This window comes from Streptomyces sp. NPDC002564, from assembly GCF_042889645.1.
Classification (GTDB): Bacteria; Actinomycetota; Actinomycetes; order Streptomycetales; family Streptomycetaceae; genus Streptomyces.
This window is the reverse complement of the sequence record NZ_JBIARE010000006.1, coordinates 20,676-35,951: the sequence shown is the minus strand read 5'-3', so window position 1 is coordinate 35,951 and position 15,276 is coordinate 20,676. Positions and strand designations below refer to the sequence as shown.

Genomic DNA, 15,276 nt, shown 5'->3' with positions numbered 1-15,276 from the left:
ACCCCCTCGCACATCCCCCTTGACTGCGCACCCACCCTTGCACCACCCTTTCACTACTCAATTAGTGAAAGGGTGGTGGAAGGCAGTGGTCGAGTACCGCATCGACCGGCGCAGCGGCGTCTCCACCTATCTCCAGATCGTCCAGCAGACCCGGCAGGCCCTGCGCCTCGGCCTGCTGGAGCCCGGCGACAAGCTGCCCACGGCGCGTGAGGTGGTCGAGGCCACGGCCATCAACCCCAACACCGTCCTGAAGGCCTACCGCGAGCTGGAACGCGAAGGCCTGGTCGAGGCCCGCCGCGGCCTCGGCACGTTCGTCCGCAGGACGCTGGGCAGCGCGGCGGCCGAATCGCCGCTGCGGGGGGAGCTCGCCGACTGGGCCGCACGCGCCCGGCGGACGGGCCTGGAGAAGGACGACGTCGCGGCACTGTTCCACGCCGTACTGGAAGAGCAGTTCGGCGCCGGGCACACCGGGCGCAGCCACGCACAGGGGACCGAGGGGGACTCCGTATGACCGAAACCGCCATCGAGGCGACCGCACTGACCAAACGCTACGGACGGCGGGGACTCGCCCTGGAGGACTGCTCGTTCCGGCTGCCCGCCGGCCGCGTCTGCGCGGTCGTGGGCCCCAACGGCGCGGGCAAGTCGACCCTGCTCGCGCTGGCCGCGGGCCTCGACCGCCCCACCGCGGGCACCCTCGCCGTCCTCGGCACCACCCCCGCCCTGGCCCGCGCCCGGGTCGCCCACGTGTCCCAGGACAAGCCGCTCCACCCGCACCTGACCATCGCGGACACGCTGCGGCTCGGCGCCGAACTCAACCCGGGCCGCTGGGACATGACCGTCGCCGAGCGCGTCGCGACCGGCGACGGGCTCGACCCGAAGTCCCGCGTCCGTACGCTCTCCGGCGGCCAGCACACCCGCGTGGCCCTCGCCCTCGCGCTCGGCAAGCGCGCCGACCTGCTGCTCCTGGACGAGCCGATGGCCGACCTCGACCCGCTCGCCCGCCACCAGCTGATGGGCACGCTCATGGCCGAGGCCGCCGAGCACGGCACGACCGTGGTGATGTCGTCGCACATCGTGGGCGAACTCGCCGACGCCTGCGACCACTTGCTGCTGCTCACCGAGGGGCGGGTCCGCCTCGGCGGCGGCATCGACGACCTGATCGGCGCCCACCGCCTGGTCACCGGGCCCGGCCCCGCCGACCGCCTGCACCCGCACACGGTCGTCGAGTCCCGGCCCACCGGGCGCGGCCTGTCGGCCCTGATCCGCCCCGAGGGCCCGGTCGGCGACGGCTGGGACGTCCAAGAACCTTCCCTGGAGGAGCTGTTGCTCGCCCATCTGCGCACTCCGGACACCGCGCCGCTGCTGACCCCGGGCACCGCCCCGGCCGCCCCGGCGGTGACCGCGTGACCACCGTGACGAGCGCACCCGCGCCCACGCCCGCCGAGACGCCGGGCCGCCGCACCGCCCTCTCCCTGCCCGGCCCCTGCCGTGCCGTCCTGCGCCAGCACCGCACGGCCCTGTGGATCACGGTCGCGCTGTTCGCGCTCGCCGCCGCGGCCCTGATCGCCGACCGGCTGTGGGTCTCCCACGCGGCCGACGTCTTCGCCGCGTCCGACTGCTCGATCCGGCACACCGCACGGGAGTGCGGCGCCTCGGTCCGCGGCTATCTCGACGCCGAGCAGCAGTTCGACCGGAACCTCGACTACCTGGGCATGGGCCTGCTCGCGCTGCCCTGCCTGATCGGGGCGTTCGTCGCGGGGCCGCTCATCGGGCGGGAGCTGGAGACCGGCACGTACAAACTGGGCTGGACCCAGTCCGTCTCCCCGGCCCGCTGGCTCGCCGACCGCCTCCTGGTGTGCACCGCGCTCGTGACCGTCGGGACGACCCTGGTCGTCGCCCTCCAGCGCTGGGCCTGGACGACCGGGCCGGAGCACGCGGACACCAGGGCCCCCTGGTACGAGCGGGCGATGTACGGCTCGGTGGGCCCGGTCGCCCCGGCATACGCCCTGCTCGGCCTCGCCGTCGGCGCGCTCGCCGGGATCCTCCTGCGCCGCACCCTGCCCGCGATCGGCGCGGCGGTGGCCCTCACCGCGACCGCGGTCGTCACGATGCCGCAGCTCAGGCCCCACCTGTGGCCGACCGAGACGGGCCGCTGGGCCGTGAACGGGCCGATCACGGCTCCCCGCCACGCCCAGGAGGTGGAATGGGGCCTGCTCACCTCCGACGGCCGGCGGATCCCGGAGTCGCGGTGCTGGGTGGAGGACACCGAGCAGTGCTTCGCCGACCACCACGTCACGGGCCGCTACGGCGAGTTCCACCCCCCGTCGCACTTCTGGCCCCTCCAGCTCGTCGAGACGGCACTCGTCCTGGCCCTCGCGGCCGTCGCCGTGTGGCTCGCCTTCCGCCTGCTGCGCCGCCGCGCGGCCTGAACCCGCCCCCACCACGGCCGAAACCGTACGACCGGCCCAAGGCCCCCGCCGCGTGGACGCCCGGGGGCCTTCGGCCGATGTCCCGCACGTCATGTCGCCGTAACCGCTGATTCAGACAGCCTTGCGACGCTCGCTGAATGCAGCCCGCCGCGCCCGACCCGTCCCCGGAGAACGGCAGCGCTTCCCCGGCCGACGGGAAGCTCCACCTCGCTCCCGCGCTCTCCGACGCGCCCATCGTCGTACCCGCGCGGAAGAATGGGTCCATGAGCCAGCAGAACACGCAAGGAAACGTGCGGCACGCGCAGCCCTCCGTCGGCTCGATCGCCGCACACCGGCCCCACACCATCGCCGCCACGGTCTCCGACCTCGACCCGGACATCGACGCCGACCTCGACGCGTACGACGAGGACGCCCAGGTCGGGCACGACGGGGCCGAGCTGCCGCAGGGCCGGTTCCTGGACCGGGAGCGCAGCTGGCTCGCCTTCAACGAACGGGTCCTCGAGCTGGCCGAGGACCCCCACACCCCGCTGCTCGAACGGGCGAACTTCCTGGCGATCTTCGCCTCGAACCTGGACGAGTTCTTCATGGTCCGGGTGGCCGGCCTCAAGCGGCGCATCGCGACCGGCGTCGCCACCCGTTCGGCCTCGGGCCTGCAGCCCCGCGAGGTCCTGGAGCTGATCTGGAACCGCTCCCGCGAGCTCATGGCCCGGCACGCCGCCTGCTACCAGGACGACGTCGCGCCCGGCCTCGCCGACGAGGGCATCCACCTGGTGCGCTGGCACGAGCTGACCGAGAAGGAGCAGTCCCGGCTCTTCACGCTCTTCCGGCAGCAGATCTTCCCCGTCCTGACCCCGCTGGCCGTGGACCCCGCGCACCCCTTCCCGTACATCTCGGGGCTCTCCCTGAACCTCGCCGTGGTCGTGCGCAACCCGGTCTCCGGGCACCAGCACTTCGCCCGCGTGAAGGTCCCGCCGCTGCTCTCCCGCTTCCTGGAGGCCTCCCCGCAGCGCTACGTCCCCATCGAGGACGTCATCGCCGCGCCCGCGCACCTCCAGGAGCTCTTCCCCGGCATGGAGATCCAGGAGCACCACATGTTCCGGCTCACCAGGAACGAGGACCTGGAGGTCGAGGAGGACGACGCGGAGAACCTGCTCCAGGCCCTGGAGAAGGAGCTCATGCGGCGCCGCTTCGGCCCGCCGGTGCGCCTGGAGGTCGAGGAGTCCATCGCGCCGAACGTGCTGAGCCTGCTGGTGCGCGAGCTGAAGATCAGCGAGGCCGAGGTGTACCCGCTGCCGGGTCCGCTCGACCTGACCGGGCTCTTCAGCATCGCCAAGCTGGACCGGCCCGAGCTGAAGTACCCCAAGTTCGTCGCGGGCACCCACCGCGACCTCGCCGAGGTCGAGTCGGCGTCCGCGCCCGACATCTTCGCCGCCCTGCGCGAGCGCGACGTGCTCCTGCACCACCCCTACGACTCGTTCTCCACGTCCGTGCAGGCCTTCCTGGAGCAGGCCGCGGCCGACCCGGACGTGCTCGCCATCAAGCAGACCCTGTACCGCACCTCGGGCGACTCCCCCATAGTCGACGCCCTGATCGACGCCGCCGAGTCCGGCAAGCAGGTACTCGTCCTGGTGGAGATCAAGGCGCGCTTCGACGAGCAGGCCAACATCAAGTGGGCCCGCAAGCTGGAGGAGTCCGGCTGTCACGTGGTCTACGGCCTGGTCGGCCTCAAGACCCACTGCAAGCTCTCCCTGGTCGTCCGCCAGGAGGGCGATTCCCTGGTCCGCTACTCGCACGTGGGCACCGGCAACTACCACCCCAAGACCGCCCGCCTCTACGAGGACCTGGGCCTGCTCACCTCGAACGCGGAGGTCGGCGCGGACCTCTCCGACCTCTTCAACCGGCTCTCCGGCTACTCCCGCAGGGAGACCTACCGCCGCCTCCTGGTGGCGCCCAAGTCGCTGCGCGACGGCCTCGTCTCGCGCATCAACAAGGAGATGCAGCACCACCGCGCGGGCCGCCCCGCCCACGTCCGCATCAAGGTCAACTCGATGGTGGACGAGGCGGTCGTCGACGCGCTGTACCGCGCCTCGCAGGCGGGCGTCGAGGTGGACGTGTGGGTGCGCGGCATCTGCGCGGTGCGCCCCGGCGTCGCCGGGCTCTCGGAGAACATCCGCGTGCGCTCGGTCCTCGGCCGCTTCCTGGAGCACTCCCGCGTCTTCGCCTTCGGCAACGGCGGCGAGCCGGAGGTGTGGATCGGCAGCGCCGACATGATGCACCGCAATCTCGACCGCCGTATCGAGGCGCTGGTCAGGGTCCAGGACCCGGCGCACCGGGCGGCCCTGAGCCGGCTCCTGGAGACCGGCATGTCGGACACCACCGCCTCCTGGCACCTGGGCGCGGACGGCAACTGGACCCGCCACTCGGTGGACCCGGAAGGCCAGCCCCTGCGCAACGTGCAGGAGATGCTCATAGACGCCCGGAGGCGCCGGCGTGGCACAGCAACACCATGAGATGACGGGTACGGGCACGGGTGGCGCGGGCGAGGCCCTCACCGCCTATCTGCAGGACCAGGCCACGGAGTTCCTCCGCTCGCTGCGTCTGCACCGCGAGTCCACGACGGACGCGCAGGGCGCGCAGGAGTCGGTGGCGGCGGCCGGTTCGCTGCGGCGCGCGGCCCGCCGCATCGGCGGCACCCTGCACACGTTCCGTCCGCTCCTGGACGCCGACTGGGCCGCGTCGCTGCGCCCCGAACTGGCCTGGCTCTCGGGCACGCTGGCCCAGGAGCACGCGTACGCGAGCCGGCTGCACCGCCTCCTGGAGGCCCTGCACCGGCTCTCGGGCTCCGTGCCGGTGCCCGGCCCCGCACCCGAGCCGGTCGGCGCCGCCGCGGGGCGGCAGGTGCGGGCGGCCGCCCCGGCGCCGGGTGCCGACGGCGCCCCGCGCGGCCTGACGGTCGGGGCCGCCAAGGCCGCCGCGCTCCTGGAGCGCCAGCTGACCCTCGCCCGCACGCGGGCGCACTCCGCCGCCCTCCAGGCCTTCGGCTCCTCCCGCTTCCACGCCGTGGCCGACCAGGTCGCCGTGCTGGCCAGCGACGTCCCCCTGAGCGGCACCGCCGACGACCTCAAACCCTGCGCGGAGCAGGCGGATGCGGCCCTCGCCGAGGCCATCACCACGCTCCCCCTGGGCCAGGCGGGCCACCCCTACAACGCGGGCGCCCTCGTCCACGGCCTGGCCGCGGAGACCGCCCCCGACCTCCAGGACGCCCCCTGGCTGCAGGTCCGCTCCCTGCTGCGCCTGCACCGGTACGCCCAGGAGGTCCTGCTCGGCCCCGCGCACCCGGAGCCGCGCATCGCGGACGCGAGCCACGCCCTGAACGTCCACCGGGAGGCCGCCGCCGCGGCGGCCGCGGCGGCGCAGGCGGCGAGGACCCCGCGGATCGCCCCGGCCACCGCGTACGCGCTCGGCGTGCTGCACGCCGACCAGCGCCACGAGGTCGAGGCCGCCCGGTTCGCGTTCCACCGGGCCTGGCTGCAGGAGGAGGCGAGGACACGGTGACCTGCCGGGAGCACGACCACGACGGGAAGACGACCGTCCGGGCGGCGGGCTGCGTCCTGTGGCGCCCGGCCCCCGCGGGCCGGGGCGGCATCGAGCTCGCGCTGGTCCACCGGCCCAAGTGGTCGGACTGGTCCCACCCCAAGGGCAAGCTCAAGCGGGCCGAGTCCGCCGCCGACGCGGCCCGGCGGGAAGTCCTGGAGGAGACCGGCATGCGGTGCGTGCTCGGGCCCCCGCTGTCCACCGCGTACTACCGGGACGCCCACGGCCACCCCAAGGAGGTCAGGTACTGGGCCGCCGAGGCGGTCTCCGGCGCCTTCGCCCCCAACTCCGAGGTCTCCCACCTCGACTGGCTCACCCCGCAGGCGGCCCGCCACCGCCTGACCCACCCCAGAGACGTGGACCTGCTCGACGAACTCCTCGCCGTACTGCACCCGGCGGAGGGCGATCAGTAGCGCCGCACCGCGCACCGGCCCACGACCGAGGGCCGCACCCGGCCGAAACCGTCTGGTGCGGCCCTCAGTCGTGGGCCGGCGTGCGCAGGCGGCCGCGCGCCCGCGCCCGGCACTCCTTGCGGAACTCCAGGCCCACCCAGAGCCCTGCGGACGCGACCGCGACCAGGACGGATACGCCGACGACAAAAGGGATGACCATGCGCCGAGCGTAGCCCGTGCGGTCGGCCGGGCGTCCGGGGCGGGCGGCGGGACGGGCCGCGGGGCCCGCGAGAACCGGCCGCACGGCGCCGCACGCAGCATCGCTCACCAGGGGTAGCCGACCCGCTACTTTTTGTAGCGCATCGCCTAACCGGGCCGACCGCCGAGGTTCACCCGCCGTTCACTCGTGCCCATCGGTCGCTTCACCTGCCCTGCCTAATTTCGGCCCTACAACACGACGCAAGTCATCGCACGCCGCCAGCAAAGGGCCGGCGGCTCCCGGAAGGAAAACCCGAAAAGTGAAGCTTCAGCGCAAGAACCGGCTCCGCGCCCTCTCCCTCGGCGCCATCGCCGTCTCCGGCGCCCTGGCCCTCACGGCGTGCGGCTCCGACGACACGAGCAGCTCGGGCAGCGGCGGCAAGGAGACCAACGCCAACGCCAACATCAAGTGCGACGACGCCAAGGGCCAGCTCGCGGCCTCCGGCTCGTCCGCGCAGAAGAACGCGATCGACGCCTGGCGGAAGGTCTACACGACCAACTGCAAGGACGTGCAGCTGAACTACAACCCGACGGGTTCCGGCGCCGGCATCACCGCGTTCCTCCAGGGCCAGACCGCGTTCGCCGGTTCCGACTCGGCGCTGAAGCCCGAGGAGATCGAGAAGTCCAAGAAGGTCTGCAAGGACAGCCAGGCCATCGACCTGCCCATGGTGGGCGGCCCGATCGCGCTCGGCTACAACGTCCCGGGCGTCGACGACCTGACGCTGGACGCCAAGACCCTCGCCGACATCTTCAACAACAAGATCAAGAGCTGGAACGACAAGGCGATCGAGAAGCTCAACCCCGACGCCAAGCTCCCCAGCACCAAGATCCAGGCCTTCCACCGCTCCGACGAGTCCGGCACCACGGACAACTTCACCAAGTACCTGAAGGGCGCCGCCCCCGACGCCTGGCCCTACGAGCCGGGCAAGTCGTGGGAGCCCAAGGGCGGCCAGTCCGCGAACGGCTCCGCCGGTGTCGCGGGCCAGGTCAAGCAGACCGCGGGCGCCATCTCGTACTTCGAGCTCTCCTACGCCGGTGAGGGCATCAACACCGTCAACCTGAAGACCGAGGCCAAGGAGCCGGTGAAGGCCACCGTCGACAACGCCTCCAAGGCCATCTCCGAGGCCAAGGTCGTCGGCAAGGGCAAGGACCTCGCGCTGGAGCTGAACTACAAGCCCACCGCCGAGGGCGCCTACCCGATCACCCTGGTGACCTACGAGGTCGTCTGCGAGAAGGGCAACAAGGCCGACACCCTCGCCGCCACCAAGTCCTTCCTCGGCTACATCGCCAGCGAGGACGGCCAGAACGTCCTCAAGGACAACGACTACGCGCCGATCCCGGCCGAGATCATCACCAAGGTCCGCTCCACCGTCGCGAGCCTGAGCTAGCTGAACCGAGTGCGGCCGGCCCCGCAGCACCGGGCCGGCCGCACCGTCCGGTGCACCGCCGCCACGGAGCGCCCGCGCGACGCGCACGGCAGCTCCGCAGACCGGAGAACCCCATGGACATACCCAGTAGCACCACCGCACCTCCACCCCTCGACGACGCCGGGCCGACCGCCCCGGTGGACAAGGCCGCCGCCCGCGGCGCCACCCGCCCCGGCGACCGGATCTTCCTCGGCCTCTCCCGCGGATCCGGCATCGCGCTCCTCGTGATCATGGGCGCCATCGCCGCCTTCCTCACGTACCGCACGGCGCTCGCCCTCTCCGACAACACGGGCAACTTCCTCACCACCTTCGAATGGGACCCGGCCGGTGCCTCCACCGGCGGCAAGCCGTACTTCGGCATCGCGGTCCTGGTCTTCGGCACCGTGGTGAGCTCGCTGATCGCCCTCGTGATCGCGGTCCCCGTCGCCATCGGCATCGCGCTGTTCATCTCGCACTACGCGCCGCGCAAGCTGGCCGCCCCCATCGCGTACGTGATCGACCTGCTGGCCGCCGTGCCGTCGATCGTCTACGGCCTGTGGGGCGCCCTCGTGGTCGCGCCCAACCTGACCGGCCTCTACAGCTGGCTCGACGACTACTTCGGCTGGACCGGCATCTTCGAGTACGAGGGCGGCGCCCCGCGCTCCCTGATGACCGTCGGCATCCTCCTCGCGATCATGATCCTGCCGATCATCACGAACGTCAGCCGCGAGGTCTTCCTCCAGGTCCCGAAGATGCACGAGGAGGCCGCGCTGGCCCTCGGCGCCACGCGCTGGGAGGTCATCCGCATGTCGGTGCTCCCCTTCGGCCGCTCCGGCATCATCTCCGCCTCGATGCTGGGCCTCGGCCGCGCGCTCGGCGAGACGATCGCCGTCGCCACCGTGCTCTCCCCGAACTTCCTCATCAACGCCTCCGTCCTGGACTACGGCGGCGGCACGTTCGCCCAGAACATCGCCAGCAAGTTCAACGAGGCCACCGAGTACGGCCAGGACGCGCTGATCGCCTCCGGCCTGGTCCTGTTCGTCATCACGCTGCTGGTCAACGGCGCAGCCCGGCTGATCATCGCGCGCCGCAAGGAGTACTCGGGGGCCAACGCATGAGCACCACGACACCCATCCAGCCCGACCCGCTCGTCAAGCCGCCGTCGACCCTCAAGGCGGCCACCCTGCCGCGCTGGTCGCCCGCCGCCGTCGCGCTCGGCTCGGCCGCCGTCGCCATCGGCATCGGCGCCGGGGCCGGCCTGGACAGCCGCATCCAGTGGGGCCTGATGGCCGCGCTCCTGTTCATCGTCGGCTCGTACGCCCTCGCGGTGGCCGTCGAGGGCGCCCGCCAGGCCAAGGACCGCCTCGCCACCTCGCTGGTGTGGGTCATGTTCCTGCTGGCCGTCGTCCCGCTGGCCTCCCTGATCTACGAGACCGTGCAGCGCGGCATCGAGGTCTTCGACCTCTACTTCCTGACCCACTCGATGGGCGTCATCGCCGACGACGAGGTGGGCGGCGGTGTCTACCACGCGCTCATCGGCACCCTGGAGCAGGTGCTCCTGGCCTCCGTCATCGCCGTGCCGATCGGCCTGCTCACCGCCGTCTACCTGGTGGAGTACGGGCGCGGGAAGCTCTCCAAGGTCGTCACGTTCTTCGTGGACGTCATGACCGGCATCCCCTCGATCGTCGCGGGCCTGTTCGTCCTCAGCTTCTGGATCCTGATCCTCGGCTTCGACTTCTCCGGCTGGGCCGGCGCCATGGCGCTCGCCATCCTGATGATGCCGGTCGTCGTGCGCTCCACCGAGGAGATGCTCAAGCTCGTCCCGAACGAACTGCGCGAGGCCTCCCTCGCCCTCGGCGTGCCGAAGTGGCGGACCATCCTCAAGGTCGTGCTGCCCACCGCGATCGGCGGCATCACCACGGGCGTCATGCTCGCGGTCGCCCGCATCGCCGGCGAGACCGCGCCGGTCCTGCTCCTGGTCTGGGTGAACCCCCTGATCAACACGAACCCCTTCGAGGGCTCGCAGGCCTCGCTGCCGCTGTACATCTACCAGCAGTACGCGGCCGGCAACGACGCCTCGTACGACCGTGCCTGGGCGGCGGCCCTCACCCTCATCGGCTTCATCATGATCCTCAACCTGGCGGCCCGCGGCGTAGCCCGCTGGAAGGCCCCCAAGACGGGCCGCTGACGCGGCCACAGCGACCCCTCTGTACTTCCCTTTCCGAAAGCAGTGATCCCCATGGCCAAGCGAATCGACGTATCGGGCCTGACCGCCTTCTACGGCTCCCACAAGGCGATCGACGACATCTCCATGACCGTGGAGCCGCGCTCCGTGACCGCCTTCATCGGCCCGTCCGGCTGCGGCAAGTCCACGTTCCTGCGCACCCTGAACCGCATGCACGAGGTCACCCCCGGCGGCCGGGTCGAGGGCAAGGTCCTCCTGGACGACGAGGACCTGTACGGGCACGGCGTGGACCCGGTGGCCGTGCGCCGCACGATCGGCATGGTCTTCCAGCGCCCGAACCCGTTCCCCACGATGTCGATCTTCGACAACGTGGCGGCGGGCCTGAAGCTCAACGGCTCGTACAAGAAGAGCGAGCTCAACGACGTCGTCGAGAAGTCCCTCAAGGGCGCGAACCTCTGGAACGAGGTCAAGGACCGGCTGAACAAGCCCGGCTCGGGCCTCTCCGGCGGCCAGCAGCAGCGTCTGTGCATCGCGCGGGCGATCGCGGTCGAGCCGCAGGTCCTGCTCATGGACGAGCCCTGCTCGGCCCTGGACCCGATCTCGACGCTCGCCATCGAGGACCTGATCGGCGAGCTGAAGGAGCGCTTCACGATCGTCATCGTGACGCACAACATGCAGCAGGCGGCCCGCGTCTCGGACCGCACCGCCTTCTTCAACCTCGCCGCGGTCGGCCAGCCCGGCAAGCTCGTCGAGATCGACGACACGGAGCGGATCTTCTCCAACCCGTCGGTGCAGGCGACCGAGGACTACATCTCGGGCCGCTTCGGCTGAGCCGCCCGGCACGACTCCCCGCGGTGCTGCATGGCGGTGCCACCGCAGGGGCAACAAGAAAGGCCCGCCCCGGGCTCCCGGGGGCGGGCCTTTCCTGTTGCGTACGGGCCGCCGACGGCTACGGGCGGCGGCTGCGGATGCGGCTACAGGAACGCGAGATTCACGATCCAGAAGCTCACCGCGGCGACCAGTGCCGCCGCCGGCATCGTGATGAACCAGCCGAGGATGATGTTCTTGGCGACGCCCCAGCGCACCGCGTTCACCCGCTTCGTCGCACCCACACCCATGATCGCGGACGTGATGACGTGCGTCGTCGAGATCGGCGCGTGGAACATGAACGCCGTGGTGAACATGATGCCCGCGCCGGTCGTCTCGGCGGCGAAGCCCTGCGGCGGGTCCAGCTCGATGATCTTGCGGCCGAGGGTCCGCATGATGCGCCAGCCGCCCGCGTACGTACCGGCGGAGAGCATCAGCGCACAGGCGATCTTGACCCAGATCGGGATGGGCGCGTCCGCGCTCTGCACGTCGGAGATGACGAGCGCCATCACCACGATGCCCATCGTCTTCTGCGCGTCCTGCAGGCCGTGCCCGAGCGCCATGCCGGCCGCGGACACCGTCTGCGCGATGCGGAAGCCGCGCTTGGCCTTGTGCGGGTTGGACCTGCGGAACATCCACATGATCGCGCACATCACCAGGTAACCGGCGACGAGGCCGACCACCGGGGACAGGAACATCGGGATGACGATCTTGTCGACGACCCCGGACCAGATGACCCCGATGCCGCCCGCGAGCGCGGCGCCGACCATGCCGCCGAACAGCGCGTGCGAGGACGACGACGGCAGGCCGAAGTACCAGGTGATCAGGTTCCACACGATCGCGCCGATGAGCGCGGCGAAGAGGATCCACATCCCCTTGTCGCCGTGCGGGGTCTCGATGATCCCCTCGCTCACGGTCTTGGCGACCCCGCTGCCCATGAAGGCACCGGCGAGGTTCATCACCGCGGCCATGGCGAGCGCCGCGCGGGGCGTCAGCGCACGGGTGGAGACGGAGGTGGCGATGGCGTTCGCGGAGTCGTGAAAGCCGTTCGTGTACGTGAATCCGAGCGCGACGCCGATCGTCACGATCAAAGCAAAGGTGTCCATGGCGAGGCCTCAGGACTCCTTTACCGCGATGGTCTCCACAGTGTTCGCCACGTGCTCGAAGGCGTCGGCGGCCTCTTCCAGCACATCCACGATCTGCTTGAGCTTCAGCACCTCGATGGCGTCGTACTTGCCGTTGAACAGCTGCGCGAGGAGCTTGCGGTGGATCTGGTCGGCCTGGTTCTCCAGACGGTTGACCTCGATCCAGTACTCGGTGAGGTTGGCCATCGTCCGCAGGTTCGGCATGGCCTCCGCGGTGAGCTCGGCGGCTCGCGCGAGGACCTCGATCTGCTGCTCGACGCCCTTGGGGAGTTCCTCGACCTGGTACAGGACGACCAGGTCGACGGCCTCCTCCATGAAGTCCATGATGTCGTCGAGGGACGACGCGAGGTTGTAGATGTCCTCGCGGTCGAACGGCGTGATGAAGGAGGAGTTCAGCTGGTGGAAGATCGCATGCGTGGCGTCGTCTCCCGCGTGTTCCGCGGCCCGCATACGCTCTGCGATCTCGGCCCGTGCGGAAGAGTCCGCTCCGAGCAGTTCCATCAGGAGCTTCGAGCCCGTGACGATGTTGTCCGCGGATGCGGCGAACATGTCGTAGAAGCTCGTCTCCCTGGGGGTCAGACGAAAGCGCACGTGGGGTCCTCGGGGTGCTTTGGATGCGGTCAGGCTGATGCTAGGCGCATCATCCGGCCACGGCTAACCGGCCGCCCCCCAGTGTCGCCCATCAGGCACAGTGATCAGCACACCCCCCGAGATATCGGCTACCATATACCCGCCAGGGGTATATGGATCTGCAGAAATGCGGGTACGTCCGACGGGGAGCCCCGCAGGAAGTCCAGGAGGAGGACGCGATGACGACCACCGAGGCGGCCGACGCGGCCGTGCCGACCCCTCAGGCGCCCGCGGCGCCCACCGACCACGACCACGGGGTGCACGGCTACCACAAGCAGAAGGACGAGCACCTCAAGCGCCTGCGGCGCATCGAGGGCCAGATCCGCGGCCTGCAGCGCATGGTCGAGGAGGACGTCTACTGCATCGACATACTCACGCAGGTCTCGGCGAGCACGAAGGCCCTGCAGTCCTTCGCGCTCCAGCTCCTGGAGGAGCACCTGCGCCACTGCGTGGCCGACGCGGCGGTCAAGGGCGGCGAGGAGATCGACGCGAAGGTCGAGGAGGCGACGAAGGCGATCGCGCGGATGATGCGTACGTGACGCTGCCGCGCGGCTCCACGGCACCCCCCGGCGCCCCGCACCGCCCCGTCTCCGCGCCGTAGCGGCGCCTCCGTCCCCTGGAACCACCACGCGCCCGCCCGGGGGCCTGCGACCCGTACGCGCGGCTCCGCCTCCGCCCCGGGACAGGGGGCCTGCGACCCGTACGCGCCGCTTCGGCTTCGCCGGGAAGTGGCGGGGCGCGGGTGGCCGCCTCGCTACGGGCCTGGGGAGCGGCGGCTCCTCCTGCGCCGTCCCGCACCGCGTGCCCGCTCCGCGGGCTCTTCCCCACCCACCCGCCCTCTCTGGTGCTCCCGGGTCCCCAAGCGCCGCGAGGACGCCCAGGCCCAGGGCCACCGCCCCCGCTAGGACTCCGCCCGCTCGTCCCGCGCATCCGCGACCTTGAGCACCTCGTCGATGCGGTCGAAGCTCAACCGCTCCGCCGCCGCGCTCGCCGCGATGATGAGCTCCCCGCACAGTTCGATCTCGGCGAGGGCGACGTGGTCCTGAACCGCCGTACCGCCACGCATCGGAGCCACGTTCATCACCTCTCCCTGACTGACCCGCGTACGCGAACCCGTACGCGCCCGATCGACACCGACTTCCCAGGGTAGGGAGCGGGCCGCACGCCGCGCATGGCACGGACGGACCATTTCCACCAGTAGTACGCGACTACGGCTCGGCAATCTTCCCGGCGAAGATGTCCTTTCCGGCCGGAAGCCGCACCTTCGCCGGCGTCCCGAAGTCGTAGAGCAACGTGGTCGACGCCACGTTCGCGTCGGCCACGGAGAACTGCTGGCGCACCTTCCGCACCCGCCCCCGCTCGTCGAGGTACACGTCGAAGGGCACCGCGCCCCTGCTGAACCCTTTCGCCGCCGCGACCCCCAGCGCACCGCGCTGACCTGCGGAGGCGCCCCGCGCGGCGGCCCGCAGATCCGCGACCCCGCGGTAGTGGCGGACCTCCGCCCCACCGACCCGCTCCTCCCCCACGAACCCCACCTTCCTCGCCCCGCGCAGCAGTTCCGCCGCCGCGAGGGGATCCGTGGCGCCGCCGGTGACGAGGTTCCCGTCGGACAGCGAACGTGTCTCGATCCGCACCCACTTGTCGGACGGCACCCCGGCCCCGCGGTTCTTCATGTAGAGCGCGCCCGCGGCCATCAGCTCGGTGATCGGCCGGTGCCCGTCGACGCCCGCCGCGTCCCGCGGCAGCATCACGTCGAACCGCCCGGCCTGCCGCCGGAAGTCGTACACGCCCTTGCCGCGGATGGTGACGCGCGTACCGCCGCTGGCCATCTCCATGGACGTCGACACCTTCGAACTGCCCGCCCCGACCAGGGAGTCCGCGGAGCGCCGCACCACATCGGCGGGGTCCTCGACGTGACTGCCGTCCGCGGCGGCCCCGGTGGACGAACACCCGGTGGTGCCGGCCAGGAGTCCCGCCGCCACGACCACGGCGGCCACCGATCCGCCCGTGCGCCTGTGCCGCTGCACCATCGCCTGTCTACCCCCAAGCGTTCCGCGCCTGTCCGGTTCCCCCGTCGTTTCCCCTAACGACCGGTACGTTGACCCGTCACGCGGACGGGCCACGGCCCCCGATCCGCCGACGCCCGTTCACCCGGGGTCGGTACCGTGGCCGCGTGGCCGATCAGCAAGACCCCGCACCCCACCGCACCACGACGGTCGAGAAGGGCCGGTTCATCGCCGCGCACTGCACCTGCGGCTGGCGCGGCCCCGCCCGCCGGGCCCGCAGCAAGGCCCGCACGGACGCGGCCGAGCACGAGGCGTCGCCCTGAGCCACGCGAAGGGCCCCGTACGGAACCCCCGCGCACCGCAC

Annotated in this window: 17 protein-coding genes; 12 read left to right on the top strand and 5 right to left on the bottom strand. The window is 71.4% G+C overall.

All coding sequences use genetic code 11. The annotated features are described in order from the left end of the window. The first annotated feature begins 85 nt into the window (after positions 1 to 85). From ACFYXE_RS21775 to ACFYXE_RS21750, 6 genes are all read left to right on the top strand, one after another. Positions 86 to 511 carry a GntR family transcriptional regulator gene (locus ACFYXE_RS21775; protein ID WP_389314748.1) on the top strand — a complete coding sequence of 142 codons (426 nt, stop codon included), beginning with the start codon at positions 86 to 88 and terminating at the stop codon, positions 509 to 511. Further along, entirely contained in the window at positions 508 to 1,407 is a 900-nt protein-coding gene (locus ACFYXE_RS21770; protein WP_389314745.1) for an ABC transporter ATP-binding protein, read from the top strand. The genes ACFYXE_RS21775 and ACFYXE_RS21770 overlap by 4 nt, the downstream gene beginning before the upstream one ends. Beyond that, a complete protein-coding gene (locus tag ACFYXE_RS21765; protein ID WP_389314743.1) occupies positions 1,404 to 2,429 on the top strand; it encodes a hypothetical protein in 1,026 nt (341 codons plus the stop codon). Before ACFYXE_RS21770 ends, ACFYXE_RS21765 begins: the two co-directional genes overlap by 4 nt. 137 nt (positions 2,430 to 2,566) lie before the next feature. Then, positions 2,567 to 4,939: an RNA degradosome polyphosphate kinase gene (locus tag ACFYXE_RS21760; RefSeq protein ID WP_389314741.1), complete on the top strand. Its 2,373-nt coding sequence runs from the start codon at positions 2,567 to 2,569 to the stop codon at positions 4,937 to 4,939. Continuing rightward, the gene (locus ACFYXE_RS21755) at positions 4,920 to 5,984 is read left to right on the top strand and encodes a CHAD domain-containing protein (protein WP_389314739.1); all 1,065 of its coding nucleotides are present in this window, start codon (positions 4,920 to 4,922) and stop codon (positions 5,982 to 5,984) included. Before ACFYXE_RS21760 ends, ACFYXE_RS21755 begins: the two co-directional genes overlap by 20 nt. Further along, the gene (locus ACFYXE_RS21750; RefSeq protein ID WP_389314737.1) at positions 5,981 to 6,436 is read left to right on the top strand and encodes an NUDIX hydrolase; all 456 of its coding nucleotides are present in this window, start codon (positions 5,981 to 5,983) and stop codon (positions 6,434 to 6,436) included. Before ACFYXE_RS21755 ends, ACFYXE_RS21750 begins: the two co-directional genes overlap by 4 nt. A gap of 64 nt (positions 6,437 to 6,500) precedes the next feature. Here ACFYXE_RS21750 and ACFYXE_RS21745 read toward each other — a convergent pair whose 3' ends face one another. Continuing rightward, positions 6,501 to 6,635, bottom strand: coding sequence for a hypothetical protein (locus ACFYXE_RS21745; protein WP_389314735.1), 135 nt, complete (start codon positions 6,633 to 6,635; stop codon positions 6,501 to 6,503). Between the two features lie 298 nt (positions 6,636 to 6,933). Here ACFYXE_RS21745 and pstS point away from each other — a divergent pair, with 298 nt between their 5' ends. The 4 genes from pstS (at position 6,934) to pstB (ending at position 11,095) form a co-directional block, all read left to right on the top strand. Next, positions 6,934 to 8,061 (top strand): phosphate ABC transporter substrate-binding protein PstS, encoded by a 1,128-nt coding sequence (gene pstS, locus ACFYXE_RS21740; protein WP_389314733.1) that lies wholly within the window; start codon positions 6,934 to 6,936, stop codon positions 8,059 to 8,061. A gap of 113 nt (positions 8,062 to 8,174) precedes the next feature. Beyond that, positions 8,175 to 9,197, top strand: a complete 1,023-nt coding sequence (pstC, locus tag ACFYXE_RS21735; protein ID WP_389314731.1) for a phosphate ABC transporter permease subunit PstC — start codon at positions 8,175 to 8,177, stop codon at positions 9,195 to 9,197. Beyond that, positions 9,194 to 10,267: a phosphate ABC transporter permease PstA gene (pstA, locus tag ACFYXE_RS21730; protein ID WP_361181094.1), complete on the top strand. Its 1,074-nt coding sequence runs from the start codon at positions 9,194 to 9,196 to the stop codon at positions 10,265 to 10,267. Before pstC ends, pstA begins: the two co-directional genes overlap by 4 nt. A 51-nt stretch (positions 10,268 to 10,318) precedes the next feature. After that, positions 10,319 to 11,095, top strand: a complete 777-nt coding sequence (gene pstB / locus ACFYXE_RS21725) for a phosphate ABC transporter ATP-binding protein PstB (protein ID WP_361181095.1) — start codon at positions 10,319 to 10,321, stop codon at positions 11,093 to 11,095. 143 nt (positions 11,096 to 11,238) lie between these two features. Here the strand turns inward: pstB and ACFYXE_RS21720 are convergent, their stop codons facing one another. After that, positions 11,239 to 12,237 carry an anion permease gene (locus tag ACFYXE_RS21720; protein ID WP_389314728.1) on the bottom strand — a complete coding sequence of 333 codons (999 nt, stop codon included), beginning with the start codon at positions 12,235 to 12,237 and terminating at the stop codon, positions 11,239 to 11,241. Between the two features lie 9 nt (positions 12,238 to 12,246). Next, entirely contained in the window at positions 12,247 to 12,867 is a 621-nt protein-coding gene (locus ACFYXE_RS21715; protein ID WP_055567145.1) for a DUF47 domain-containing protein, read from the bottom strand. A gap of 218 nt (positions 12,868 to 13,085) precedes the next feature. Here ACFYXE_RS21715 and ACFYXE_RS21710 point away from each other — a divergent pair, with 218 nt between their 5' ends. After that, positions 13,086 to 13,445 carry a metal-sensitive transcriptional regulator gene (locus ACFYXE_RS21710; RefSeq protein ID WP_361181097.1) on the top strand — a complete coding sequence of 120 codons (360 nt, stop codon included), beginning with the start codon at positions 13,086 to 13,088 and terminating at the stop codon, positions 13,443 to 13,445. Positions 13,446 to 13,807: 362 nt separating this feature from the next. Here ACFYXE_RS21710 and ACFYXE_RS21705 read toward each other — a convergent pair whose 3' ends face one another. Together ACFYXE_RS21705 and ACFYXE_RS21700 are read right to left on the bottom strand one after the other, a co-directional pair. After that, the gene (locus ACFYXE_RS21705; RefSeq protein ID WP_361177479.1) at positions 13,808 to 13,987 is read right to left on the bottom strand and encodes a hypothetical protein; all 180 of its coding nucleotides are present in this window, start codon (positions 13,985 to 13,987) and stop codon (positions 13,808 to 13,810) included. Positions 13,988 to 14,114: 127 nt separating this feature from the next. Further along, positions 14,115 to 14,936, bottom strand: a complete 822-nt coding sequence (locus tag ACFYXE_RS21700; RefSeq protein ID WP_389314724.1) for a hypothetical protein — start codon at positions 14,934 to 14,936, stop codon at positions 14,115 to 14,117. Positions 14,937 to 15,079: 143 nt separating this feature from the next. Between ACFYXE_RS21700 and ACFYXE_RS21695 the strand changes: the two genes are divergently transcribed. Then, a complete protein-coding gene (locus ACFYXE_RS21695) occupies positions 15,080 to 15,235 on the top strand; it encodes a hypothetical protein (RefSeq protein ID WP_361177475.1) in 156 nt (51 codons plus the stop codon). The last annotated feature ends 41 nt before the right edge of the window (positions 15,236 to 15,276 follow it).